General features: G+C 70.4%; 21 protein-coding genes. 5 read left to right on the forward strand and 16 right to left on the reverse strand.

Annotated elements, in window-relative coordinates:
• Positions 1 to 64 precede the first annotated feature (64 nt).
• From ACFWBD_RS12650 to ACFWBD_RS12680, 7 genes are all read right to left on the reverse strand, one after another.
• The gene (locus tag ACFWBD_RS12650) at positions 65 to 469 is read right to left on the reverse strand and encodes a cytidine deaminase (protein ID WP_385666210.1); all 405 of its coding nucleotides are present in this window, start codon (positions 467 to 469) and stop codon (positions 65 to 67) included.
• Complete coding sequence (locus tag ACFWBD_RS12655) at positions 466 to 1,728, reverse strand: ABC transporter permease (RefSeq protein WP_385666212.1); 1,263 nt, start codon at positions 1,726 to 1,728, stop codon at positions 466 to 468. The genes ACFWBD_RS12650 and ACFWBD_RS12655 overlap by 4 nt, the downstream gene beginning before the upstream one ends.
• Positions 1,728 to 2,846 carry an ABC transporter permease gene (locus ACFWBD_RS12660; RefSeq protein WP_385666214.1) on the reverse strand — a complete coding sequence of 373 codons (1,119 nt, stop codon included), beginning with the start codon at positions 2,844 to 2,846 and terminating at the stop codon, positions 1,728 to 1,730. The genes ACFWBD_RS12655 and ACFWBD_RS12660 overlap by 1 nt, the downstream gene beginning before the upstream one ends.
• A complete protein-coding gene (locus tag ACFWBD_RS12665; protein WP_385666285.1) occupies positions 2,843 to 4,531 on the reverse strand; it encodes an ABC transporter ATP-binding protein in 1,689 nt (562 codons plus the stop codon). Before ACFWBD_RS12665 ends, ACFWBD_RS12660 begins: the two co-directional genes overlap by 4 nt.
• A gap of 235 nt (positions 4,532 to 4,766) precedes the next feature.
• Positions 4,767 to 5,819, reverse strand: a complete 1,053-nt coding sequence (locus ACFWBD_RS12670; RefSeq protein ID WP_385666216.1) for a BMP family protein — start codon at positions 5,817 to 5,819, stop codon at positions 4,767 to 4,769.
• Between the two features lie 231 nt (positions 5,820 to 6,050).
• Positions 6,051 to 7,127 carry a BMP family protein gene (locus ACFWBD_RS12675; RefSeq protein WP_385666217.1) on the reverse strand — a complete coding sequence of 359 codons (1,077 nt, stop codon included), beginning with the start codon at positions 7,125 to 7,127 and terminating at the stop codon, positions 6,051 to 6,053.
• A gap of 278 nt (positions 7,128 to 7,405) precedes the next feature.
• Positions 7,406 to 8,698: an amidohydrolase gene (locus ACFWBD_RS12680; RefSeq protein WP_385666219.1), complete on the reverse strand. Its 1,293-nt coding sequence runs from the start codon at positions 8,696 to 8,698 to the stop codon at positions 7,406 to 7,408.
• Positions 8,699 to 9,001: 303 nt separating this feature from the next.
• On the opposite strand from ACFWBD_RS12680, the gene ACFWBD_RS12685 reads away from it, so the two are divergent.
• Positions 9,002 to 9,253: a hypothetical protein gene (locus tag ACFWBD_RS12685; protein ID WP_385666221.1), complete on the forward strand. Its 252-nt coding sequence runs from the start codon at positions 9,002 to 9,004 to the stop codon at positions 9,251 to 9,253.
• A gap of 21 nt (positions 9,254 to 9,274) precedes the next feature.
• Here ACFWBD_RS12685 and ACFWBD_RS12690 read toward each other — a convergent pair whose 3' ends face one another.
• Genes ACFWBD_RS12690 through ACFWBD_RS12705 form a run of 4 tightly spaced genes read right to left on the reverse strand, consistent with a single transcriptional unit; the run spans position 9,275 to position 14,060 of the window.
• Positions 9,275 to 10,366 (reverse strand): hypothetical protein, encoded by a 1,092-nt coding sequence (locus ACFWBD_RS12690; protein ID WP_385666222.1) that lies wholly within the window; start codon positions 10,364 to 10,366, stop codon positions 9,275 to 9,277.
• A gap of 43 nt (positions 10,367 to 10,409) precedes the next feature.
• Positions 10,410 to 11,348 (reverse strand): N-acetylneuraminate synthase family protein, encoded by a 939-nt coding sequence (locus ACFWBD_RS12695; protein ID WP_385666223.1) that lies wholly within the window; start codon positions 11,346 to 11,348, stop codon positions 10,410 to 10,412.
• Positions 11,349 to 11,361: 13 nt separating this feature from the next.
• Complete coding sequence (locus ACFWBD_RS12700; RefSeq protein WP_385666224.1) at positions 11,362 to 12,681, reverse strand: cytidylyltransferase domain-containing protein; 1,320 nt, start codon at positions 12,679 to 12,681, stop codon at positions 11,362 to 11,364.
• 20 nt (positions 12,682 to 12,701) lie between these two features.
• Complete coding sequence (locus tag ACFWBD_RS12705; protein ID WP_385666226.1) at positions 12,702 to 14,060, reverse strand: DUF6716 putative glycosyltransferase; 1,359 nt, start codon at positions 14,058 to 14,060, stop codon at positions 12,702 to 12,704.
• Between the two features lie 198 nt (positions 14,061 to 14,258).
• Between ACFWBD_RS12705 and ACFWBD_RS12710 the strand changes: the two genes are divergently transcribed.
• The 3 genes from ACFWBD_RS12710 to ACFWBD_RS12720 all read left to right on the forward strand — a co-directional run bounded on the left by ACFWBD_RS12710 (position 14,259) and on the right by ACFWBD_RS12720 (position 17,961).
• Positions 14,259 to 15,239: a glycosyltransferase family 2 protein gene (locus ACFWBD_RS12710; protein WP_385666228.1), complete on the forward strand. Its 981-nt coding sequence runs from the start codon at positions 14,259 to 14,261 to the stop codon at positions 15,237 to 15,239.
• On the forward strand, positions 15,239 to 16,591 hold the full coding sequence (locus ACFWBD_RS12715) for a polysialyltransferase family glycosyltransferase (protein WP_385666229.1): 1,353 nt from the start codon (positions 15,239 to 15,241) through the stop codon (positions 16,589 to 16,591). Before ACFWBD_RS12710 ends, ACFWBD_RS12715 begins: the two co-directional genes overlap by 1 nt.
• Before the next feature lie 215 nt (positions 16,592 to 16,806).
• Positions 16,807 to 17,961 carry an acyltransferase family protein gene (locus ACFWBD_RS12720; protein ID WP_385666231.1) on the forward strand — a complete coding sequence of 385 codons (1,155 nt, stop codon included), beginning with the start codon at positions 16,807 to 16,809 and terminating at the stop codon, positions 17,959 to 17,961.
• A gap of 149 nt (positions 17,962 to 18,110) precedes the next feature.
• Here ACFWBD_RS12720 and ACFWBD_RS12725 read toward each other — a convergent pair whose 3' ends face one another.
• A complete protein-coding gene (locus ACFWBD_RS12725) occupies positions 18,111 to 19,460 on the reverse strand; it encodes a polysialyltransferase family glycosyltransferase (protein WP_385666233.1) in 1,350 nt (449 codons plus the stop codon).
• Positions 19,457 to 20,440 (reverse strand): glycosyltransferase family 2 protein, encoded by a 984-nt coding sequence (locus tag ACFWBD_RS12730; protein WP_385666235.1) that lies wholly within the window; start codon positions 20,438 to 20,440, stop codon positions 19,457 to 19,459. The genes ACFWBD_RS12725 and ACFWBD_RS12730 overlap by 4 nt, the downstream gene beginning before the upstream one ends.
• Before the next feature lie 206 nt (positions 20,441 to 20,646).
• Here ACFWBD_RS12730 and ACFWBD_RS12735 point away from each other — a divergent pair, with 206 nt between their 5' ends.
• Positions 20,647 to 22,383, forward strand: coding sequence for a hypothetical protein (locus ACFWBD_RS12735; RefSeq protein WP_385666237.1), 1,737 nt, complete (start codon positions 20,647 to 20,649; stop codon positions 22,381 to 22,383).
• A gap of 135 nt (positions 22,384 to 22,518) precedes the next feature.
• Here ACFWBD_RS12735 and ACFWBD_RS12740 read toward each other — a convergent pair whose 3' ends face one another.
• The 3 genes from ACFWBD_RS12740 to ACFWBD_RS12750 are packed head-to-tail and all read right to left on the reverse strand — an operon-like array spanning position 22,519 to position 25,263.
• Positions 22,519 to 23,787, reverse strand: coding sequence for an NAD(P)/FAD-dependent oxidoreductase (locus ACFWBD_RS12740; protein ID WP_385666238.1), 1,269 nt, complete (start codon positions 23,785 to 23,787; stop codon positions 22,519 to 22,521).
• A complete protein-coding gene (locus ACFWBD_RS12745; RefSeq protein WP_385666240.1) occupies positions 23,784 to 24,248 on the reverse strand; it encodes a GtrA family protein in 465 nt (154 codons plus the stop codon). Before ACFWBD_RS12745 ends, ACFWBD_RS12740 begins: the two co-directional genes overlap by 4 nt.
• The gene (locus ACFWBD_RS12750; protein WP_385666242.1) at positions 24,238 to 25,263 is read right to left on the reverse strand and encodes a glycosyltransferase family 2 protein; all 1,026 of its coding nucleotides are present in this window, start codon (positions 25,261 to 25,263) and stop codon (positions 24,238 to 24,240) included. Before ACFWBD_RS12750 ends, ACFWBD_RS12745 begins: the two co-directional genes overlap by 11 nt.
• Positions 25,264 to 25,373: the final 110 nt, after the last annotated feature.

Genomic DNA, 25,373 nt, shown 5'->3' on the forward strand with positions numbered 1-25,373 from the left:
GTGCGGCAAGACGTTCCAGAAACCGCGCGGCCCCTCTGCGCCGGTCAGAGGGGCCGCGCGGGACTTACTTGGTGAGGTGACCCGGGCCGAAGGCCTGGGGGAGCATCTCGGCCAGCGGCAGGATCCCGGCCGGCGTCTCCAGCAGCAGCTCCGCGCCGCCGAACTCGTAGAGGAGCTGGCGGCAGCGGCCGCACGGGACGAGGATGTCGCCCTTGCCGTCCACGCAGGTGAAGTGCGTGAGCCGGCCGCCTCCGGTGTTCTGGAGCTCCGAGACCAGCCCGCACTCGGCACACAGGCCGATCCCGTAGGAGGCGTTCTCGACGTTGCAGCCCGACACGATCCGGCCGTCGTCGACGAGGGCCGCCACGCCGACCGGGAAGCCGGAGTACGGGGCGTACGCCCGGGACATGGCGTCCCGGGCCACCGTACGCAGCTTCTCCCAGTCGACCGCGGCTGCGGGCGGGGTCACTTGCCCTGCCCCTTCCGGTACGGCATGCCGTCCGCCTTGGGCATCCTGAGGGACTGGGCGGAGAGCGAGAGCACCAGCAGGGTGACGACGTACGGGGCGGCCGTCACGACCTGGCGCGGCACCTCGTCCGTGCCGACGTACCAGACGAACATCAGGGCGGAGATCAGCGCGGTGACGACGGCGGGGACGTACTTCTTCCGCCAGGCCAGGTAGGCCGCGCCGAACACCAGCACGATCGCCAGGAGCAGGATCAGCGCGTGCACGTTGGTGGTGCCGCCGCGCAGGTTGAGGCTGTCGGTGTAGCCGAACAGGCCGGCGCCGAGGGCGAGGCCGCCCGGCATCCAGTTGCCGAAGATCATCGCGGCGAGGCCGATGTAGCCGCGGCCCGCGGTCTGGCCGTCGAGATAGACGTTCGAGGCCACGATGGACAGGAACGCGCCGCCGAGGCCGGCGAAGCCACCGCTGATGATCACGGCGATGTACTTGTACTTGTAGACGTTGACGCCGAGGGACTCGGCGGCCACCGGGTTCTCGCCGCAGGACCGCAGCCGCAGACCGAAGGCCGTCCGCCACAGCACCCACCAGGTGGCCGGGACGAGGGCGACGGCGACGACGGTGAGCGGCGACAGGTCGGTGATCAGACCGCCGACCAGCCCTGCGATGTCCGAGATCAGGAACCAGTGCTTCTCGTTGAGCGTTTCCAGCCAGCCGGAGAGCCCTGGGATGTCGAAGGTGCCGAGCGAGTCGATCGGCGGGGACTGCTTGGAGGAGCCCTGCTCGACGCCCTCGAAGGTGAACTTCGACAGATAGCGGGTGGTGCCGAGGGCCAGGATGTTGACGGCCACACCGGAGACGATGTGGTTCACGTTGAAGGTGACGGTCGCGACGGCGTGCAGGACGGCGCCGAGCGCGCCGCCGATGATGCCGAAGACGACGCCCGTCCACGGGCCCCACTGATAGCCGGCCCAGGCGCCGAACCAGGTGCCGAGGATCATCATGCCCTCGAGGCCGATGTTGACGACGCCCGCGCGTTCGGCCCACAGACCGCCGAGACCGGCGAGGCCGATCGGGACGGCGAGGCGCAGGGCCGTGGACATCTGGCCGGTGGAGGTGATGCCGTCCGCGCCGGTGATGAGGCGGACGATCGAGGTCAGCACCAGGACGCCCGCGATGATCAGCAGGAGGACCGGGAGCGAGAGTCGGCGGCCGCCCTTGCCGGGCTGCTTCGCCTTCGGCTTGGCGATGGTCGTGGTGCTCATCAGACCGTCACCTCCTTCTTGGTGTTCTGGGCGGCGGCGGCGAGCTCGGCGCCGACGCGCTTCTGCTGACGGCGCAGACCCCACTGGCGTACGGCCTCGTACGAGATGACGACCGCGAAGACGATGAGGCCCTGCATGATCGTGGCGATCTCCTTCTCGTACGCCACCGGGGTCGCGTAGTCGAGGGCCGGAGAGGCCTTGTCGAGGAAGGCGATCAGGAGCGCGGCGAAGGCGATGCCGACCGGGTTGTTGCGGCCGAGCAGGGCGATGGTGATGCCGGTGAAGCCGAGACCCGTGGGGAAGCTCAGGCTGTAGGTGTGGGCGTCGCCGAGCAGCAGGGGCAGGCCGGAGAGGCCCGCGATGCCGCCGGAGATGAGCATCGCGGTGAGGACCATCTTCTTGGCGTCGACGCCGGAGGCCGCGGCGGCGGTCTCGGACTCGCCGGTGGCGCGCAGGTCGAAGCCGAAGCGGGTGCGGTTGAGGACGATCCAGTAGACGATGCCGAGGGCGATGGCGAGGAAGACCAGGCCGTAGATCTCGCCGACGTCCGCGCCGAGGTCGATGCCGGGCACCCAGCCGGAGTCCTTCATGATGCCGGTGGTGTTGTTGTTGCCGACCTGCACGCCCCAGATGTTGTCGAGGGTGAGGTAGCCGATGACGCTGGTGGCGATCGCGTTCAGCATGATCGTCGCCACGACCTCGCTGACCCCGCGGGTGACCTTCAGGACGCCCGCGATACCGGCCCAGAAGGCGCCGGTGAGGACGCCGACCAGGAGCAGCACCGGGATCTGGAGGAAGGACGGCAGGGCGATGTTCGCGCCGACCACGGCGGTCATCATCGCGGCGAGCCGGTACTGGCCGTCGACGCCGATGTTGAACAGGTTCATGCGGAAGCCGATGGCGACCGCGAGGGCGGCGACGTAGTACATCGAGGCCTGGTTGACGATCAGGACCTGGACGTCGGAGTAACCCGCCTGCTCCAGCATGAGCGTGTACGGCTCGATCGGGCTCTTGCCCGAGGCGATCAGCACGACCGAGGTCAGCAGGATCGCCGCGACGAGCGCGATGACCGGGCCGGCCACCGCGAGGAGCACGCGCTCCTTGTCGAACTTCTTCATCGGGCCTCGTCCTCCGGACCGGCAGCTTCCTCGTTGGTTTCCGCGTCGTCGACGTGTTCCAGGTGACCGGACGCGGCGCCGGTCATGGCGGAGCCGAGCTCCTCCGGGGTGATGGTGGCGGGGTCGGCGTCCGCGACCAGGGTGCCGTTGTAGATCACGCGCAGGGTGTCCGACAGACCGATGAGCTCGTCGAGGTCGGCGGAGATCAGCAGCACGGCCAGGCCCTCGCGGCGGGCCTCGCGGATGCGGTCCCAGATCTGGGCCTGCGCGCCGACGTCCACACCCCGGGTGGGGTGGGCGGCGATCAGGAACTTCGGGTTGTGGCTCATCTCGCGGCCGACGATCAGCTTCTGCTGGTTGCCGCCGGAGAGCGAGGCGGCGGTGACGTCGATGCCGGGGGTGCGGACGTCGTACTCCTCGACGATCCGGCGGGTGTCGGCCTGGGCGCCCTTGATGTTCAGCCAGAAGCCCTTGGCGTTGGGCGCCTCGGTGACATGGCCGAGGATGCGGTTCTCCCAGAGGGGCGCCTCCAGGAGCAGGCCCTGGCGGTGGCGGTCCTCGGGGATGTAGCCGACGCCGGACTCGCGCCGCTTGCGGGTGTTCCAGGGGGTGATGTCCTCGCCGAGGAAGGCGATGCTGCCGGAGTCGGCGTTCTTGGTGCCGATCAGCGCGTCGATCAGCTCGGTCTGGCCGTTGCCCTCGACGCCGGCGATGCCCATGACCTCACCGGCGTGGATGGTGAAGCTGACGTCGTCGAGGGCCTTCTTGACCTCGCCGCCGAGAGCGACCTCGGGCGAGATCATGCCGCTGACCCCGCCGGCCGTGGGCTCCGCCTCGATGCCCAGGGAGGCGCCGCCGCTGGCGTACACGGTGAGGTTCGCGACCTGGATGACGGGCTTGTCGGTGACCGTGGACTCGGCGGTCTCCGGGGTGGGCAGCTCGCTGCCGACCATCATCTCGGCGAGCTGGCGCGGGGTCGTCTCGGCGGGGACGGCCGTGCCGACGGTCGTACCGCGCCGGATGACCGTGATCTCGTCGGCGACGGACAGCACCTCGCCCAGCTTGTGGGAGATGAAGATGACGGACAGGCCCTCGGACTTCAGCTCGCGCAGGTTGTCGAAGAGCGCGTCGACCTCCTGCGGGACGAGCACGGCGGTCGGCTCGTCGAGGATGAGGGTCTTGGCGCCGCGGAAGAGGACCTTGAGGATCTCCACGCGCTGCCGGTCGGCGACACCGAGGTCCTCGACCAGGGCGTCGGGGCGCACACCGAGCCCGTAGCGGTCGGAGATCTCCTTGATCTTCTTACGGGCGTTGCCACCGATGCCGTACAGCTTCTCGCTGCCCAGCACCACGTTCTCCAGGACGGTCAGGTTGTCGGCCAGCATGAAGTGCTGGTGGACCATGCCGATGCCGCGTGCGATGGCGTCGGCGGGGCTGGAGAAGCTCACCTGCACGCCGTCGACCGCGATGGTGCCCTCGTCCGGCTTCTGCATGCCGTAGAGGATCTTCATCAGCGTCGACTTGCCGGCGCCGTTCTCGCCGACGAGGGCGTGCACGGTGCCGGTGCGGACGGCGAGGTGGATGTCGTGGTTGGCGACGACACCCGGGAAGCGCTTGGTGATCCCCGCCAGCTCTACCGCGATCGTCGACTGTGCGGTGAGCGGAGGGCTGCTGGACGCGTCGATGGCGCACTCTCCTTGGAAAAGGGGTCGCTCTACGCGCGTAGCGCCCCTGCTTTAAATAGTGCCCGGATCAGGTCGATCTTGATCGATCCTGGTGGGGATCCCGATCAAGTCTCGATCCGTTCCGAGCATTCTGCCGCGCGAACGGGGCGCGGGGAGGACATCCTTCCCGCGCCCGGTTCCGTGGCCGTAACGCTGCCATTACAGCGCTTCTTTGGCCAAGGCCCCTGACGGAAGGTCAGGAGGTCTTCACCGTGATCGTGCCGTCCTTGATGCCCGCTTCGGCCTTCTTGATCGCGTCCTGGATCGCGGTGTTGCTCGCGAACTCCGGGTTCGAGTCCGACACGCTCACGCCGCCGTTCTCGAGGCTGCCGCGGACGACGCCGGTCGCCGGCTTGCCGTCCTTGACGGACTTGGCCAGCGTGTACACCGCGCCCTCGACGTTCTTCATGGCCGAGGTGAGGATCGAGCCCTTGTACGCCTTCAGCGCGTCCTGCTTGTACTGGTCGGAGTCGACGCCGATGGCCCAGATCTTGTGGGCGCTGGCGGCCTTGATGACACCCTGACCGGACAGACCGGCGGCGGCGTAGACGACGTCCGCACCGGCGTCGATCTGGCCCTCGGCGGCGCTCTCACCCTTGTCGGGGCTGGAGAAGCCACCCTCGGCGGCGGTCTCGGTCAGGTACTGCGACTTGACCGTGACGCCCTTCTTGGTGTCCTCGACGCCCTGCTTGAAGCCGGCCTCGAACTTGTGGATCAGCGGAACGTCCACGCCGCCGACGAAGCCGACGGTGTTGGTCTTGGTGGCCTTGGCGGCGGCGACACCGGCGAGGTAGGAGGCCTGCTCCTCGTGGAAGACGAGGTCGGCGACGTTGTCGGCCTTGATCTGCTCGTCGTCGACGATGCCGAAGGTGGTCTTCGGGTACTTGGCCGCGACCTCCTTGACGGCCGGCGCGTAGGCGAAGCCGACGCCGATCACCGGGTTGTAGCCCTGCTTGGCGAGGCTCTCCAGGCGCTGCACCTTGTCCGCGTCGGACTCGCCGTCCTGCGGCTCGACCGCGGTGGACTTGTAGCCGAACTCCTTGTCGGCCTTGTCCAGGCCGGCCGTGGCGGCGTCGTTGAAGGACTGGTCGCCCTTGCCGCCGACGTCGTACGCGAGCGCGAGGCCCAGGTTCTTGTCACTGCTGCTGGAGGAGGACGACGACGTGGAGGAGCTTCCGCAAGCGGAAACGGTCACGGCGAGAGCTGCGGTGGCAACACCCGCAACCGCGATTCGGGACACCCGGCGCATGGAACTTCACTCCTTTGTGCAAGCGCCCAAACCAGGCGCTGGTTCCGCCGCAGCGTAACGCGCGTAGACCTGACGGAAAAACCCTTCTGTCCGGTCCGTTACCGAGCTGTGGCCACAGTCGCGGTCAAGGTTACGGACAGCAGTACGCCCCTTGCGGGAGGCAAGGGGCGTATGGGCTGCAAGGACGCCCGTAAGGGCGTAGCAAGGGCCCGCCGGAACGGGTTCGGACCGTTACTTGGTGTTTACCGTGATCTTGCCGTCGATGATGTCCTGCTTGGCCTTGTCGACGGCCGCGACGACGTCCGTCATCGCCTTGTACTTCGGGTTGGTGTCGGCGAATCCGACCCCGTCGTTGGAGAGGCTGCCGCGGACCACGCCGGACAGCGGCTTGCCCGCGTGGACGGACTTCACGAGGTCGTAGACCGCGCCGCCGACGTTCTTCAGCGCCGAGCCGAGGATGTAGTCCTTGTACGCCGCCAGCGCGCTCTGGCTGTACTGGTCGGAGTCGACGCCGAGGGCCCACACCTTCTTGGCCGCGGCCTCGGTGATCACGCCCTGGCCGGAGAGACCGGCCGCGTGGTAGATGACGTCGGCGCCCGCCTCGATCTGGCCGCTCGCCGCGTCCTTGCCCTTGTCGGGGCTGGAGAAGCCGCCTTCCTGGGCGGTCTCGGTCAGGTACTGCGACTCGACCTTGATGTTCGGGTTGACCGACTTGGCACCCTGGACGTAACCCGCCTCGAACTTGTGGATCAGCGGGATGTCCACGCCGCCGATGAAGCCGATGTGCGCCTTCTTGGTGGCCTTGGCGGCGGCGACACCGGCCAGGTACGAGGCCTGCTCCTCGTGGAAGACCATGTCGGCGACGTTCTTCGCCTGGATCTGCTCGTCGTCGATGATCCCGAAGGTGATCTTCGGGAACTTGGCGGCGACCTCCTTGACGGCCGGCGCGTAGGCGAAGCCGACGCCGATCACCGGGTTGTAGCCGGCCTGGGCGAGCTGGGTCAGCCGCTGCACCTTGTCCGCGTCGGACTCGCCGTCCTGCGGCTCGATGTCCTGGCCGCCGATCTTGAATTCCTTCTCGGCCTTCTGGAAGCCGGCGTAGGCGGCGTCGTTGAACGACTGGTCACCCTTGCCGCCGATGTCGTACGCGAGACCGATGCCCTTGCCCGAGTACGTGCCGCTGCCGGACTCCGAGTCGCTCGACTTGGAGTCGGTGCTGGACTTGCCGCAGCCGGCGGCGGCGAGCGCGACGACCGCGACGGTCACCGCGGCCCGGGAGAATCTCGTCCTCCGAGATATCAGACGCATTGCAAGCACCCCTTCATCCCCACGGCGCCGTGACCGGCCCGCTTTCCCCTTGGTGGCGCCGTTCAGGTGGGGCTCCCCAACAAGCCTTTCCCGGTGGCGATTCCGGCGCACAGTAACGCGCGTAGAAGCGGAGGGGAACGGGGTTTCTCCGGGCCGTTATCGATTCGTGCCGACGCCGGGTTACAACCGCGCCCCCGGAGTTACGCGCGGGTGACACAAGAGGACGAAGGGGCGCCTTTCCGGCACCCCTTCGCCCGGGTCTCCTCGCGGGGTTCCCCTCAGTGGCCGCGGGTCGCCGCGTCCAGCAGCGCGGCAGCCGTGAAGAGCTCCACGCCGACGGTGATCGCCGACTCGTCCGCGTCGAAGTCGCCCTGGTGCAGATCACGCACGGTGCGCTCACCGGGCGGACGGACCCCGAGCCGGGCCATCGCGCCGGGCACCCGCTCGAGGTACCAGGAGAAGTCCTCGCCACCGAGGCTCTGTTCGGTGCTCTCCACGCCCGCCTCGCCGCGGCGGGCGACCATGGCGTCCCGCAGCAGCCCGGCGACGTCGCCGTCGTTGACGACGGGCGGGACACCCCGCACGTAGTTGATCTCCGACTTGGCCCGGTGCAGGTTGGCGACCTCGTCGATCGCCGCGACGACGATGTCCGGGGCCTGCCGCCACGCCTCGAGGTCCAGGCAGCGGACGGTCCCGGAGAGCTCGGCGTGCTGCGGGATCACGTTCGGGGCGTGCCCGCTCTCGATCCGGCCCCAGGTGACGGCCAGCCCGGCCCGGGTGTCGACCCGGCGGCCGACCAGCGCGGGCACGTCGGTGACGACCCGGGCGACCGCGGTCACGAGGTCGGTGGTCAGGTGCGGGCGGGCGGTGTGGCCGCCGGGCCCGTCCAGCGAGATCTCCAGCCGGTCGCAGGCCGAGGTGATGGCGCCCTCGCGCAGCCCGACCCTGCCCGCGTCGACCCGCGGGTCGCAGTGCACGGCGATGATCCGCCCGACCCCGTCCAGCGCCCCGCCCTCGATGGCGTCGGCGGCGCCGCCGGGCAGCACCTCCTCGGCGGGCTGGAAGATCAGCCGCACGGGCCGCGGGAGCCGGCCCTGCCGGTGCAGCTCGGCGAGGACGAGCCCGGCGCCGAGGACGACGGTGGTGTGCACGTCGTGCCCGCAGGCGTGCGCGCGGTCCGGCACCTTCGAGCGGTACGCGCACTCGGTCTTCGTGTCCGGGATGGGCAGCGCGTCGATGTCGGCGCGCATCGCGAGGACCGGAACGCCGTCGGCGCCGGCGCCCGCCGCGCCCCCTCCGCCCACGGTCCCGATGTCACAGATGAGGCCCGTCCCTACGGCGAGTACGCGCGGCTTCAGACCCGCCTTCTCCAGGCGCGCCTTGATCGCGGCCGTCGTACGGAACTCCTGGTTGCCGAGCTCGGGGTGCATGTGCATGTCGCGGCGGAAGGCCACGAGCTCTGCGCGCAGCGCCTCCGGCAAGGTGCCGGGAAGGGCTCCGGGGAGCGCACCCGGAAGTGCACCGGGGAGCACGTCTTCCCCTGACGGATCGGCCTCGGACTCTCGGGACATCAGTTGCTTCACCCTCTGAAGGGTAGGACGCCGGGGCGGTCAACTGACCCGATCAACAAAAGTTCAACCCGTTAGGCGAAGAAAAGTTGGCCGCGCGGCGCATGGCTGCTGTGGTGGATGGGTACACTCGCCGGTCTTCTCGGTCGGCACCCACACTTCTTCCTTCCTTTCACGGATACCACGGACGGCTCGAGAAACGCTCTGTTTGTCCACGAACCGGGACCGATCCCGGAATCATCACCTCCATGCAGCGGTTGCGCCACGCTGGGCGACGACCCGGGGCCGGGCGGGCACGGTGCCCTCATGGAGACGATGACGTGCGGGTGCGGCGAGGACCGGATCCCCGGGGTCCTGGCGAGGGGCATCGTGGCGCTGGCGCTGACCGGTCTCGCGGTGACGGCCCTCACGGCCTGCCTGCTCGCAGGCGTGCTGTGGGCGGTCACCCGGTGGCGCGACAGGGCGCACGCCGAGCGCGAGGAAAGCTTCTTCGACGGGTTCGGCCGTTGGGAGGAGGAACAGGCGGAGCCGCCGCCCCCGCGAGGCGGCGGCTCGTAGCCACCCTGGTCCCGGCCGTCCTCAGACCACGCTCACCGCGGCCAGCCGGTGTACGTCCTTCGCCGTGCCCGTCACCCCGGAGAGGAACCCCTGCGCTCTGGGCGAGGCGTGTTCCGTCAGCCAGGCCGGGTCGATGTCGCAGACCGCGACCCGGACGTCGGTGCCGGACAGGGCCAGCGGCAGGGTGTGGACGACCGTGGACGGGAAGCTGAGGACGGTCCGGCCGATGGGGCCCCGGCGGGCGATCAGTTCCAGCGGAAGGTCCGGGCGGACCACCTCGAGGCCCGTCTCGACGGCCAGCCGGTGGAGTTTCTCCGTGCTCTCCCGGCGGTGGGCGAAGTAGCGGGTCGCGCCGTGCGCCTCGGCCAGCGTCCCGACCGCCGTCAGATAGCGGTCGACGTCCACCACGCCGGTCTCCACCAGCGAGGTGCCGACCATGTCCGCGGTCTTCGTCACGCGCGGCGGGCCGAAGCGGTCGCGGGTCCAGGCGAAGACGTTGGACGTGATCGTGACGCCGTCGGGGGCGTCCTTCATGGGCATGGCGGAGAAGACCTCGACCCCGCGGTCCGCGCTGGGCGTCAGACGGCGGCGGGCCGCGGCGGACACCGGGGCGAAGAGCACGTCACGGGGGCCGGTGCGGCCGCCCTTGCGGTGCCAGCGCACGAGGCGTTCACCGCGGGCCAGCTGGCCCACGAACTCCATCGTCGCCGTCCCGTCGTCCACCACGACCAGCTCGCTCGCCCTGGTGATGGTCAGCAGCAGCTGGACGTAACGGGAGAACGGGTCGCCCATCACCATCCGTTCCGCGCGCCGCAGCAGCGGGGCGAGGCCGCCGATCGTGCGGAAGGGCGCCGTGGCGCCGCCGCGGGCCTCCTCCCAGCGGACCGTGTGCCCTTCCCGGCGGGCCAGCGCGGCCATGCGGCGCAGCTGGCCGCGGGTCATCGGGTCGGTCGGGGACAGGACGACGAGGGTGAACCCCGCGCCGGGCTCCTCTCGCGGGTGGAGTTCCCGGGCGTGCGCCCACTCCAGGACGTTGAGGAGCTGCACCGGACTCTCGACGAAGGCGAGGGTGTGGGGGGTGTGGCCGGTGTTCTTCCCGGCGCGAGGACTCATCGTCGGACGACCATCCCGTAAGGCACTCGGAGGGGTATTCAGGTCACACCGCGACCGGTTCGCCCGCCGCCGCCGCGATCTCCGCCGCCGCGACGACGCCCGACACGCGGCGCAGCTTCTTCATGGGGCCGAGCTCGGAGTCGTAGACCTTCTTGACGCCGTCGCCGAGGGAGGCCTCGATGGTGCGGATGTCGCGGACGAGGCGGGTGAGGCCGCCGGGCTCGACGGAGGCGGCCTGGTCGGAGCCCCACATCGCGCGGTCGAGGGTGATGTGACGCTCGACGAAGGCGGCGCCGAGGGCGACCGCGGCGAGGGTGGTCTGCAGGCCGGTCTCGTGGCCGGAGTAGCCGATCGGGACGTTCGGGTACTCCTTCTCCAGCGTGTTGATCACGCGGAGGTTGAGCTCCTCGGCCTTCGCCGGGTAGGTCGAGGTGGCGTGGCACATGAGGATGTTGTCGCTGCCGAGGACCTCGACGGCGTGACGGATCTGCCGGGGCGTCGACATGCCGGTGGAGAGGATGACGGGGCGGTTGGTGGAGCGCAGGGCGCGCAGCAGCTCGTCGTCCGTCAGCGAGGCGGACGCCACCTTGTGCGCGGGGACGTCGAACTTCTCCAGGAAGGCGACCGCCTCGGTGTCCCACGGGGACGCGAACCAGGCGATGCCCTTCTCCTTGCAGTACTCGTCGATCTGCCGGTACTCGTCCTCGCCGAACTCGACGCGGTGGCGGTAGTCGATGTAGGTCATCCGGCCCCAGGGGGTGTCGCGCTCGATGTCCCACTGGTCGCGCGGGGTGCAGATCTCGGGGGTGCGCTTCTGGAACTTCACGGCGTCGCAGCCGGCCTCGGCGGCCACGTCGATCAGCTTGAGGGCGTTGTCCAGCTCGCCGTTGTGGTTGATGCCGATCTCGCCGCAGATGTAGACGGGCCTGCCGGGACCGACCTCGCGGGAACCGAAGGTGCGCAGACGGGAATTGGTGCTCATGGCGGAGATGTCCTTACCTGGTGAGGGTGTCGAGAGAGGGTCCGAGGATCCAGCCGGCGATCTCCCGGATCGCGCCGTCGCCACCGGGGAGGGTGGTGACCGCGCGTGCGGCGCCGCGTACGACGTCGTGGGCGCTCGCGACCGCCACCGGCCAGCCGACGAGGGCGAAGCAGGGGAGGTCGTTGACGTCGTTGCCGACGTAGAGCACGCGCTCCGGCGCGATGCCCTGTTCCTCGCACCACTGCTTGAGCGCGAGGTCCTTGCGGTCGATGCCGTGCAGGACCGGGAGCCTCAGTTTCCGGGCCCGGGCGGCGACGACCGGGTTCTGTTCGGTCGAGAGGATCAGCATCCGCAGGCCCGACCCGCGCAGGGCGGCGATGCCGAGGCCGTCGCCGCGGTGCACGGAGACGAACTCCCGTCCGTCGGAGTCGATCAGCACCCGGTCGTCGGTCTGGGTGCCGTCGAAGTCGAGGACCACCGCGTCGATGTCGGCGGCGGTCGGGAGGGACCCGGGGCGGTCCGTGTCGAAGAGGGTGGCCAGCGCCCTTGCCCGGGACAGGTCGTGCGGGTCGTCGATCTCCAGGACCCGGGCGGGGTCGGTGCGGACGAGTTCCGTGCGGCCGAAGAAGCGGTGGCCGTGGGCACGGAAGCCGTCGGTCTCCATGGCGTAGGCGGCGCCGGTCTCCAGGAGGTCCTGGGGGCGGTCCTGGCGGCGGGGGCGGAAGGCCTTGTCGTGGTTGACGCCGAAGCCGCCGGCCGGGCCGGGGCCCCCGTCGGCGTCCCCCGCTCCGGCTCCGTCGCCGTCGCCGTGGCCGTCGCCGTGGCCGTCGCCGTGGCCGTCGCCGTGGCCGTCGCCGTGGCCGTCGCCGTGGCCGTCGCGCCAGACGAAGCCGTGGAACGGGGCCACCGTCACCGCGGTGTCGGCACCCTGCTCGACGACGGCCGCGGCGACCCCGTCGATGTCGTCGCGGACGAGGAAGGGGCTGGTGCACTGCACGAGCAGGACGGCGTCGACCGGGGAGCCGTGCAGCGCCTCGTGGGCGTCCAGGGCGTGCAGGACGGCCGCCTCGGAGGTCGCGGTGTCGCCGGCGATGGCGGCCGGCCGCAGCACGACCTCCGCGCCCGCCTCCCGTGCCGCCGCCGCGATGGCGTGGTCGTCGGTGGAGACGACGACGTCCGTCACGAGGCGGGTCGCCCGGCACTCGCGGACCGCACGGGTGACGAGCGGTACGCCGCCCACCGGGGCGAGGTTCTTCGCGGGCACGCCCTTGGAGCCGCCGCGCGCGGGGATCACCGCGAGCACACGGCGTACCCCGGATGGTGAGTCGGACATGGGTTTCTCTCCTTGACGGGTCACAGCTCCCCCATCCGCCGGATGACCGGGGCCACCCGCTGCACGCCGTGCCGGTAGGCGCCGCGCGCCGCCCGGCGCACGATCTGCCGGACCGGGCCCGGCTCCCTGTCGGTGGCCGGGGCGCCGGGCAGCGGGCTGCCGTCGGGGCCGAGGTGGTGGCGGGCGAGGATGCCGGGCAGATAGCCCGGCGCGGTGGCGGGCGTGTAGTACGGGGTGAGGGGCGGAAGGCCGCCCGGGCCGTCGAGCAACGTGACGACCCGCTCGCGTGCCGCGTCGAAGGCCGTCGTGTACGCGCCTGCCCCGCAGGAGGTACCCCCGACGGCGACGCCCTGGCGGGCCACCCACTCCTCGTCGGGGGCGGGCCGGTGCCCGGCGTCGAGCTGGTCCCACGAGGCGAGGCAGCCGGAGCCGACGAAGTGGTGGTTGCCGAGCGCCTCGCGCACCCCGAGGTCGGTGAGCACGACCGTGGGGACCCGGCGGTGCAGGGACTCCAGGGCGGCCGTCGAACTGACCGTGACCATGAGGTCGGTGCGGTCGAGGACTTCGCCCATGTTCCCGTACACCAGGCGGAAGTTGGGCGGTGGATCGAGCTTCTGCGCCAGCTTCTGGTAGGGCAGCTCCTCGATGTGGGTGGTGTGCTCGCCCGGCTTGGAGCGGAGCTTCAGCAGCACCTCCCGCTCCGGGTGCAGCCGCGCGTGCCGCACCAGCCGGTCGAGCAGGTACGCGCGGTCCCTGCGGTTCTCCGGTACCGAGGGCTGCGCGGCGAACACGACGGTGTAGGGGTCGTGTTCGCCCGTGTACGGGGCGCCGCCCAGGAACGGCAGGGCCACTTCGGTCACCGACGAGGCGTCGGCGCCCACCCCCTCGTACACGGCGCGGAAACGCTCCGCGTCCTGGCGGGAGTTGGCGAGGACGAGGTCGGCGCCGTGCCGCAGCAGCAGGCCGTCGGCGAGCTTCTCGTAGACGACGCCGACATAGCCGGTGACGACGACGGGGCGTTCCGTCCGCCCCTCCCAGATCCGCTTCAGGCCGTGCAGGACCGCCTGGACGCCACCGCCGACCAGGGCGAGGACGAGGACGTCGTACGACGTCCGCGTCATGGCGCGCAGGAACTCGAGCGCGGTGACCTCGGTCAGCGAGTCGGCGTGCACGCCGACCTCGGCCAGTTGGCGGGGGGTGGGGGTGGCCCGGCCGCGCAGCAGGAATCCGTCCAGGACGGGGGCGGCTTGCGCCCGGCTCCCGGCTCCGGTTTCCATGGAGGGCGCGATCCGCGTGGCGGTCAGCGCACCCCATTTCCATCGGGTGTCGGAGTCCGCGAGGACGGCGATCCGTGGGGGGTTGGCAGTACTTGCTGGCACAGCCAAGACGCTAGAAAGCAAAAGCCAGGCTTGGCCCAATCACCCCTCAACAAAGAGTTAACAGCGGGCCACCGAACGTCGAACTGGCCCGCCAATTACGCGAAAGCGCAGGGGGTGCACCATTCCGACACATCGAGTTCACCCCGCGTATCCACACCGGCAAGTTGTGCCGCCGGGGGCCCTTCTAAGGTTTCGCGGGTGCCCAAGCTTTCCGTGATCGTGCCGTTCTACAACGTTCAGCAATACGCGCCCGACACCCTTACGAGCCTGCGTTCGAACGCACGCGAGGACTTCGAGTTCATTCTGGTCGACGACTGCTCGACCGACGCGACCTCGGACATCCTCAGGCGTGCGGAGCGAGAACTGCCGGGCGCGGTGTTGGTCGGACACGAAAAGAACGGAGGGCTGGCGACCGCGAGAAACACCGGCATCGACAAGGCGCGCGGCGATTATCTGACTTTCCTCGACGGCGACGACTGGCTGGCGCCCGGATACCTCCCTCGGCTCCTCGCCTCCATAGAGGAACTCGGCTGCGACTTCGTCCGCACCGACCACGTGCAGTGCACCGCGCGGGCCCGCAGCATCCACCGCGTGCCGCACGGCCGGCGCGGGACGGTGATGAACCCGCGGGAGGCGATCCTGCCCGCCGACCGGTCCACTTCGGTGGACTACGCCTACGCCTGGGCCGGTATCTACCACCGCCGTCTCGTCGACCGCGGACTGCTGCACTTCACCGACGGGCTGCGGACGGCCGAGGACCGGCCCTGGATCTGGAAACTCCACCGGGAGGCGGACACCTTCGCCGTGGTGGGACTGCTGGGCGTCTACTACCGGCGCGGGGTGGCCTCTTCCCTCACCCAGATCGGCGACGTACGGCAACTGGACTTCATCCGCGCCTTCGACCAGGTGCTCGAAGAGACGGCGCGGGACCCCGAGGGCGCGAAGCTGCTGCCCAAGGCGGTGCGCACCTACTGCGCGATCATGACGCATCACCTCGGCTCGATCGAAAGGTTCGAACCCGCCGTGGCACGGAAACTGCGCTCCCTGTGCGCCGCCGCCCTGAAGCGAATGCCGCAGGACGTGCTCGCGGAGGTCATGGACTCGATGGACGTACAGCGGGCGAGTGCGCTGCGGCGGGTACGGCGCAGGCCGGTGGCGGCACGGACGGTGGCCCTCTGATGCCTCGCACGACCCGGATCTTCTGCGTCTCGACCCTGTACGGCGCCGCGACCCTGGCCGCGGCCCTCGACGCCGGGCTCTTCGAACCGACCGACCGCCGGCTGCTGCTCGTCACCAACAACGCGGTCAACCCGGAGATCACACCGTCCGTCGACGCCATGCCGGGCTTCGCCCGGATCCGTGAGCGCTTCGACGAGGTGCTGTCCTGGAACGAGACCATCGCCCCCTTCCACCCCGGCGGCTGGGGCCCCCGCGCGGACGACATCCCGATGTGGGAGCGGTACGCACGGCTGCTGTGGGACCTCGGTGACGACGAGGTCCACCTGGCCGTGGAGTCCATCCAGGTCAACCCGGCGCTGGCGCTGTGCCAGTTGTTCACCGGAGCGCCCGTCGACGCCTACGCCGACGGCCTGATGAGCTACGGCCCCACCCGCGACAAGATCGACCCGCTGGTCGGCACCCGGGTCGGCCGGCTGCTGCACCTCGATCTGGTGCCGGGCCTCACCCCGCTGCTGCTCACCGAGTTCGGCGTGCCGCCGGTGCTGGTGCCGTCCGAGGCGTTCCTGAAGGTGCTGGGCGAGCTCGCCGAGGACGAGACCGGGTTGCCCGCAGCCGAGGAGCGACCGGCGCTGCTGCTGGGGCAGTACCTGTCGGCGCTGGGCATCATCGACGACGCCGAGGAGGAGGAACTGCACCGGGGCATGGTGCGCGGCGCCGTGGCGCTCGGACACCGCAGGCTCGTCTTCAAGCCGCACCCCGTGGCGCCCGCCCGCTGGTCCCGGCTGCTGGAGGACGAGGCGAGGAAGCTGGGCGCCGAACTCGTCCTTCTCGACCGGCCCGTCCTCGCGGAGGTGGCCTACCAGCGGCTGCGGCCCGCCCTCGTCGTGGGCTGCTTCTCCACCGCGCTGCTCACCGCCGCCGGTCTGTACGGCCTCCCGGTCGCCCGGGTCGGCACCGACACCGTGCTGGCCAGGCTCGCGCCGTACCAGAACAGCAACCGGGTGCCGCTCACCATCGTCGACCTGCTGCTGCCGGACCTGGCGGACAGACGGGCGGTGGAGTCGTGGGCGATGCCGTCGGCGGAGCGGGTGGACGAACTGGCCATGCTCCTCAAGGCCGTCGGCTTCGCGATGCAGCCCAGGATCTACCCGGGGCTGCTGGGCGAGGCGGAGCGCTACCTCTCCACCCACCTCGACCCGCACACCTGGCGCTACTTCAAGCGCCGGCGCCTGGCGGCGCTGGCCCTCCCCGGCGCCATCCCGAACCAGCTCGCCTTCATCCCGCGCAACGCGACCGTCCGCCGCCTGGCGCGCCGGGCACGGGCCCTGAAGCGGGTGGCCGGCAAGCGGTAGCGGCAGTCACCCTCCGGCGCGGCGGTGGCCCGACAACCGGATACCGGACATAACGGGACAGCTGTTCATCCGATCGTCATTCCTGCGCCGCCGGTGAGTCAGCCGTCACTCATCCCCGACTTGTCGGAGATACATAGCGTTCCGTCGTCGAGACAACGGACTTGACCGTCACACACGACTGAACACATCTCCCGACTCCCACGGAAGGTCCCAGGATGAGCGCGGCTGACCAGGCGGCGGCACCGGCCCCGGCACCGACACCGGCACTCCGGCTGAACCTTCTCGTCCCCGACCGGGCTCCGGTCCGGCCCCGGGCGGAGAGCCGGCTACGCGCCCTGGACGGGCTACGCCTGCTGGCGGCCCTGATGGTCTGCTTCTACCACTACGCCGGCAAGAACGGCGAGGTCGCGCAGTCCTGGCACCAGTCCCCCGGCCAGAAGTTCCCGACACTGTCGCAGTTCGCCACCTACGGCAGCCTGGGCGTGCAGTTCTTCTTCCTGATCAGCGGGTTCGTGATCTGCATGAGCAGCTGGGGCCGGAGCACGGGGGACTTCTTCCGCTCCCGGGTGGCCCGGCTGTACCCGGCGTACTGGGCGGCGATCGTCCTGGTCACCGCCGCGGGCCTGATTCTGCCGGTGGTGGCCGCGCCGCTGCGCTCGGACGAGATCCTCACCAACCTCACCATGCTCCAGCAGCCGATGGGCGTGCCCCGGGTGCTGGGGGTGGACTGGACGCTCTGGGTGGAGGTGCGCTTCTACGCCCTGTTCGCCCTGTTCGTGGTCTGGCGGGGCGTCACCTACCGCAGGGTGGTGATGTTCTGCTGCCTGTGGACGCTGGCCGGCGTCTTCGCCCGGGTCGCCGACAATCCGCTGACCGACGAGCTGGTGATGCGTGACCACGCCCCGTACTTCATCGGCGGTCTGGCCTTCTACCTGATCCACCGCTTCGGCAACGACCTGCTGCTGTGGGGCATCGTCGGCTTCAGCTTCCTGCTCGGCCAGCGCTACTCGGTCACGGCCCTGTGGCACCCCGGCCCGCAGGGCCAGTTCCACCGCAGCGCGTACGTCATCCAGCTGATCGTCCTCGTCGCCTTCGTCGCCGTCGCCGCGGTGGCCCTGGGCTGGACGAGCCGGGCGAACTGGCGCTGGCTCACGGTGGCCGGGGCGCTGACGTACCCCTTCTACCTGATCCACGAGCACCTGGGCTGGTTCTTCATCCGGGTGCTGTACCGCGAGTTCGGTCTGAACGCGTGGCTGACGTTCGGCACGACGGTGCTGTCGATGCTCGGGATCGCCTGGCTTCTCCACCGGTTCGTGGAGAAGCCGTTCGGTCCCCGTCTGAAGCGGGCTCTTGCCGTGCGGCGGGCCTGAGCGGTCGAGCGTCCGGCGGCGCCGCGCTGCGCCGTCCGTCGTCTGCCGCGCCGTCGTGGCTGGTCGCGCCCAGGCGGCGGAGCCGCGGGACGCGCAGTGCCCCGCACCCCTGAGCGGGGCGCTGCGCGTCCCGCTCGCCCGCTCGCCCGCTAACGCGCCGTCTGCCGGATCCGGCGTACCGCTCGGCGTACCGCCGGGTGGCGGCGTAGTGCCTCGGCTCGGATCGGGCCGCCGCCGGGGAGACGGAGGCTCGTGAGGCGGCGGCGCTTGAAGTAGCGCTGGTACGGGGACCCTTCGGCGAGATGCGCGGCGAGCCAGGCGACCGCCTCGGCGCGCAGGCTGTGGTGCTTGCGGGACTGCATGCAGTACCCCACGGCCCGGATCAGAGGTGTCAGCTCCTCGGCCGCCCCCGCGAGTTCGAGAGGGGCGCCGAGCTCCGCGTGCTCCGCGTCGGGCAGCGCCACGTCGATGATCGTGAGCGGGACGCGGTTGCTGTTCTCGTACGGTGTGATGCGGTCCAGGAGCAGCTCCGTGCCGACCCGGGCTACGGGGATGCCGTAGAAGGCGGCGGCGGTCATCAGGGCCGTGGAGAAGCAGCCGATGACGAGCTTCGGCTTCAGGTGGGCGAAGACCGTCTCGGCGAGGATGGGTTCGTTCAGCACGGTGAGCCGCACGCCGAGTTCCCCGGCGGCCGCCTCCAGGGACTCGCTGTAGACGGCGGGCGCGCTCGGGTGCGGCTTGAACAGCACGTCGTCGTGACCCGCGCGGGCGGCGGCGCGCAGCATGCGCACATGCAGCCGCTCCTCCTCGTCCTGGGTGATCAGGTCGATCGCGGAGAGGTACTGACCGAGGAGTACGGCGGTGGCGGGGTGGCCGGCCGGGAGCCGCTCGGCGAGCAGGCCCGCGCCGGCCTCGCCGATCCGCGCGAGGACGTCGACCATCGCCTCGCCCGGGACGGCCTCGGGCGGGACGCCGTACTCGGACAGGAGCATCGGCCGCAGACCGGGCACCAGGTCGAGGTGGAGCACACGCGTGATGCGGCTGCTCATGCCGTGCGGGATGCGGTTGCGGGTGGGGCCGTAGCTCATCAGGCCGTCCGCGTAGACGTGGATCGGGCTGTCCGCGAAGATGTCGGCGATCGCGCGGGAGGGGTTGGCCTGGATGGACTCGCAGGCGATCTCGACCGGTTCGTCGCCCAGGTCCCAGGCGAGGCGTACGGCCTTCTCCCAGAGCCGGGTGTCCTGGGCGCGCGGCGACCAGCCGGCCGGGTGGTGCGGGGAGATGAACTCGTTCCAGGAGTACACCTGGTCGAACTCGGGGCGCAGCTTCTCGAAGCCGGGCATCCGGTCCAGCGGGGTGCCGACCTCCGGCGCGGCGGCGGTGTTGCTGACGACGAGGATGCGGCGGACGCCCTCGCGCGGGCCGAACCGGCCGGCGCGGATCGCGGCGGTGACGGTCGCGGCCGCGTACTGGGTGGCCGAGCAGAATATCTGGATCATGCCGCCACGCCCTTCATACCGCCGCGCACCCGGCGCAGCACCTGTACGCGTTCCTCGCCCATCCCCACCACGGCCTCGCTCAGTTCCTCCTCGCTCATCGCGCCCAGCACCTCGGCGGCCAGCCGCTTCAGCTTCGCGGCCACTCTGCGTTCGAACCGGCGCCGGTCGAGAAGCTGGTGGGCGATGACGACGCAGAAGTTGCGCAGCGCCTTCGCGCGCAGCCGGTCCGCCTCGGGGTCGTCGGCGAGCTCGGCGAGGACGAGGTCGAAGGAGCGGAAGAAGTCCAGCTGGCGCACGTCGCCGATCTGGGTGAGCGAACTGGCGATGCCCCGGCGGTAGAAGACCCCGTGCAGGCTGGCCACGACGTAGGACTCCGCCCTGCGGTGCAGGTCCCAGATCCACGGCCGGTCCTCGGCGGTGCGCAGTCCGTCGTGGAAGCGGAGCATGCCCCGGTCGAGGAGGCGGCGGTGGTAGACGCCGGCCCAGGCGTACGGGTAGTCGACCATCGTGGTGTCGTCGACGGGGAGGATCGAGGTGCGCGGGTCGAGCGGGGTGTGACGGCGGCCCTCGGGCGCCCGGTGGACGGCCCTCTCGAGACCGGTGACCTGTACATGGTCGGTGCGCACGAAGTCGACGTCGAACCGCTCGGCGACGTCCACCAGCTGGGCCAGATAGCCCGGCGCCAGCCAGTCGTCGCCGTCGAGGAAGGTGAGGTAGCGGCCTTCCGCGACGTCGATACCGGTGTTGCGCGCGGTCGCCAGTCCACCGTTCCGCTCGTGCCGGATCACCCGGCTGTTCCCGAGCCGCTCCGTCAGCGCGAGGAGCGCCTCGTAGGTCCTGTCCTTGGTGGATCTGTCCTCGACGAAGATGAACTCGAAGTCGTCCCGGGCATTGTTGACCAGGCTGGTCACGGTCTCGGGCAGATACGACTCGATGTTGTAGCAGGGGACGACGACGGACAGGATCGGTGTGTTGGCCACGTGTGCGCACCTGAATTCTCAGCGGAAAGTCAAGTGATCCTAAGAAAGTAGGATCAGCCTTCGCATGTCCCGTCGCCGACACCCAGGTGAATTCGCCGTGACATCCGGATCGGGTCGGGAAATGGCAGATGAAGAACGGGTGAGCCGCCCCCTCCCCCTTTTCATCACCCCGTATTCTCGCCGAATTCGATGCTACGTTCGCGCACGTGACCGACATATCCACCTCGCCTCCGCCCACCGCGCAGCGCGGGCAGAGCCCGCACGGACCGGCTTCGCGTCGGCTGCGCCTCACCTCTCCCGCGGGGTGGACCACCGCCATCACCACCGCCGCGCTGCTGATCTGGACGACCCTCACCGCCGGCGTCTTTCTCGATATCCGCTATGTACTCGCCGCCCTGCGGACGACGGGGGCGAGCGGGCTGTCCCCCTCCGAGATATTCGCCCACCGGCCCTTCTTCTACCGCTGGTTGCTCGACGGTCTGGACTCCGTCACCGGCGGATCGAACGCGGTGCGCGAGGCCCTCCTGCGGCTCATCGGCATCGCCCTGTGCGCGGCCGCCGGTCTGCTGCTGCACCGGGCCCTGCGCCGCCGTATGCCCGAGCGGGACGCGCTGCTCGTCTCGGGCCTGACCGCCCTCACGCCGGCCTTCGCGCCCGTCATCGACTACCTGCAGCCGGAGTGGTTCGCGATCGTCCTCGCGACGGCCGCCGTCGCCGCCGCGCTCGGCGTCCGCAGCCGATGGCGGGCCGCCGCGCTCGCCGCGCTGCCGCTCGGTCTCGCCGTGCTGATGAAGTACTCCACCGCGGGCACCGCCGCGATGGCGCTCCTCGTGGTCTTCGCCGTGGACCGGGTACGGGGCCTGCTGCTCGCCGCCGCGACCGCCGTCGGCACCGGCCTGCTGTTCGCGCTCAGCGCCTGGGCGGGCTCTCGCGAGCTCCAGTGGCTGCGCGACATGCCGTACATCAACGCGCATGCGCTGGGCAACGAGCCGGTCGTCGTCCCGGACCTGCTGCTGCGGACCGCCGACTACCTGGGCGACCGGATCGCGCTGACGCCGGTGCTCGCGCTGCTGCCCGGCGCGCTGCTGCTGTTCGCCGCCACCCTCCCGTCGCGTAGGCAGCGCGCCGAGGCCGTGCTCGTCACGCTGCTGCTCCTCGTCGTCGGTCTGGCCGTCGTGGTCTACCAGGGCAACTGGTTCGCCTACCACGGCGAGAGCCTGCCGGTGGTGGCCGCGGCCCTGACCGCGCTCGCGATCGGCCGCTGGTACGGCGCCCACGGCCGGCCTCCGCTGTGCCTCACCGTGCTCGCCCTCCTGTACGGGGCGCTGGCCCCGCTGCTCGCCCTCGTCCGTACGGACGTCGACGCGGCGGTCGTCGCGTGGCTCGCCTCGGCCGTGGCCCTCCTCGCCGGCGTGGTGGACCTGCTGTGGGTGCGGGCCCCGCGTCCGCGCGCCCTCCGTGTTCCGGTCGCCCTGCCGGTCCTCGCGCTCGTCGTGTGCCTGGCCGCGACCGTGTGGCCGCTGTCCGGGGTCCGGGTGATCGAGGGGCAGATCGTCACGACCAACGCCGAACTCAAGGCGCAGGCCCGGTCGGCGCAGGCGGCCGCCGAGCAGGTGGACGCCGAACTCCCGGACGGCGTACCCGTGCTCTACCTGAGCTTCGGCCAGCAGGCTTACTACATCGGCCATCCCACCGCCTGCCGGTACCCCTTCCCCACGTTCTTCAACGTGCCCAAGCAGCTCACCGAGGTGCCCTCGCTCGAGTCGGCCCGGGAGAACGTGCGCTGCATCACGCAGGAGCACCCGGCCGCCTACGCCGTCTACCAGCCCAGCTGGCTGTCGCTGGGCGTGATCGACCCGCGGATCGCCGCCGACATCCGCGGGGCGTACAAGTGCCCCAAGCCGGTGAACCAGCAGCTCGTGGTGTGCACCGCGCGCCGCTGAGGCACGGTCCGGGCCTGGCGGATCTCGAACATCGCACCCCTTGAGCTGGGGTGTTGCGACGATCACTACTCTCCGCCGGGGCCTGTTCTCTGGAGTTCGTTCTCGGAGGCCCGCTTCTCAGGGGGCCTCCGCAGGTCAGGCGACGCCCGCGATGCGCGCCGCCTTGTGGCCCAGCTCGACCGCGTAGCTCTGTCCCCGGTCCTGCGGGTAGATCTGCGCCATCGTCGCGAGCGTCACCCCGCTGAGATGGGTCTCGTGGCCGGGGATCAGCGCCTTGTAACCGGGTGTGACCACGGGCTGGGCGAACGGCGCCCGCGAGAAGTGCCAGTCCTGGATCCAGGAGCGGTCGAACTCGGGGTTCACCCGCTGCAGCCACGGCAGGAACCGCTCCAGCAGCTCGGCCGGCTCGGTGGTGAAGCGCCAGTCGTCCCGCTCGACGTAGTTGCCCACGTAGAGGATGTGGCGGCCCCCGTACACGGCCGGATCGATCATCTGCGTGTGCTCGACGACCGCCAGGAAGGGGAAGTCGGGCTCGTTGATGTTGAGCCAGTAGTACGGGATGGCGCTGCGGTCCAGTTCCAGGACGAAGCAGGTCGCGCCCAGGTACTGGTTGCGCCAGACCGCGTCGTCGGCCGGCGCGTCGGCGGCCTTGGCGAAGGCGGGCTGCGCGGTGGTGACGATCAGATGGTCGAAGGCGTACGAGGCGCCGTCGGCGGTACGCACGGTGACCTGCCCGTCGCCGCCGTCCTGACGTATCGTCTCCATCCGCTTGCCGAACTCGACCTTGCCGCCGCGCTCGGCGATCCGGTCGGCGAGCGTCGCGTACACCCGCTCGAACCCGCCGTCCAGATAGCCGAGTTCGAAGGTGCGGCAGTGGACGCGCGCCCACAGCCAGGCCATGGACACCTGGTCGGCGCGCTCGCCGAACTTCCCGCGCAGCAGCGGCTCCCAGACGGCCTCGGTGGCGCGCCGCCCGGCCCACTTGTTCAGCCAGCTCAGGGCGGTGCGGTCGGTGAACCGCTCCCCGTCGCGCACGACCTTCAGCCACGCCGAGGACAGACCGAAGCGGACGCCGGCGGGCAGTCCGTACAGCGGGGAGGTCAGCATCTCCAGCGGTGTGCTGAAGGGATGCGTCTTCCCGCCCCGGAACACCCCGGTCGTCGTCTTGTGGAAGCGCAGGTCGCCGCCCAGGCCCAGCTCCTCGATGAGCTCGGTCATCTGGCGGTCGCTGCGGAAGATGTGGTGGTAGTAGCGCTCCAGCGGCACTCCCCCGACGGGGATCGACGCGGCGAGTCCGCCGAGTTCGTCGGCGGCCTCCAGGACGGTGACCGCGTGGCCCTGCTTGACCGCGTCGTACGCGGCGGTGAGGCCGGTCGCTCCCGCGCCGATGACGCCGAGGTTCATGCGAAACTCCACTTTCTGTTGAGCGCGAACTGGAAGACCAGCACCAGCGGCAGCGAGCCGGCCTTCACCAGGTTCGGATCGGCGCCGAGCCCCCGGGAGAACACCGCGAGCAGCACGAACGTCAGGGCGACACCGGTCAGGCCGACGGCGTAGAAGCGCAGGTAGCGCAGCAGCAGCCGGTCGCGCCTGCCGAAGGTGAACAGGGCGTTCAGGACGAAGTTGTTGGTGATGCCGAGGCTGGTGGAGAGCACGTTGGCCACCTGCTCGTGCAGGCCGGCCACGTTGTAGAGCAGCAGGAACGCGCCCAGGTCGAGGAGGACGCCGCTGCCGCCGACCAGCGCGTAGGTGATCAGCTGCCGGAGGTCGCGGGTGCGGGCGCCGGCGCCCTGCGGGGTGTCGCCGCCCGCCGGGGCTTCGGTGCCCGTAGGGGCGCCGGCCCGCACCATGTCCTCAGTCGCCATGGCCGGTGCCGTCGCCGGCGGCCTCCGAGTCGTGCGAGATGACCTGCCGCACGGTGTACAGGGGCCGGCCCTGCACCTCGTTGTAGGTGCGTCCGACATAGCTGCCCAGCACGCCGAGCGACAGCATCTGCACACCGCCCATGAACAGCACGACGACCATCAGCATCGTCCAGCCGGAGACCGTGATCTCGGGCCGCAGCACCTTCATGCCGAGCGCGTAGCAGATGCCGATCAGGGAGAGCGCGAGCACCGCGAAGCCCAGCTTGGTGATCATCCGCAGGGGGGCGGTGGAGAAGCCGGTCAGGCCGTCGACGGCGAGGCGCGCCATCTTGCGCAGCGGGTACTTGGTCTCGCCGGCGAACCGCTCGTCGCGGTCGAAGTACACCTCGCTCTGCCGGAAGCCCATCGAGGCGACCATGCCGCGCACGAACCGGCTGCGCTCCCTGAAGCGTCGCAGCTCGTCGGCGGCGCGTCGGTCCATGAGCCGGAAGTCGCCGGTGTCCAGCGGGATGTCCACATCGGTGGAGGACCGCAGCAGCCGGTAGTAGGCGTGCGCGGTGGCCCGCTTGAAGAGCGTGTCCTGACGGCTGCGCCGACGGGCGTGCACGATCTCCGCGCCGTCCCGCCAGGCGTCGATCAGCCGGAGGCTGACCTTCGGCGGATCCTGGAGGTCGGTGTCCATGACGATCACGGCGTCGCCGCGTGCCTCGTCGATTCCGGCCGTGATGGCCATCTGGTGGCCGAAGTTGCGCGCGAAGTCGACGACCCGGACGCGCCGGTCGTTCTTCGCGATGTCTTCCAGGATGAGTGACGTGCCGTCGGCGGAGCCGTCGTCGACGTACACCAACTCATAGGTGTACTGCGGGCGTTCGCGCAGTGCCGCCACGAGTTCCTCGTGGAAGTGGCGGATCCCGTCCTGTTCGTCGAAGACGGGCAGTACATAAGAGACGAGTGCGGCGCCACCCCGCTGACGGGGCACGCGGGACTCCTGCACCCGGCTGGATATGTCAGGCATTCGGCGAAGCTATGGGCAGGATGTGAACGCGACTCGAACGCGCGATGAGTGGTGCAATGCGGTGAATCGACATACGTTCCCCGCCCGCGCCCCGGGCGGCCCGCGTTCGG

The organism is Streptomyces sp. NPDC060002 (assembly GCF_042737245.1).
In the GTDB taxonomy this organism is placed as follows: Bacteria; Actinomycetota; Actinomycetes; order Streptomycetales; family Streptomycetaceae; genus Streptomyces.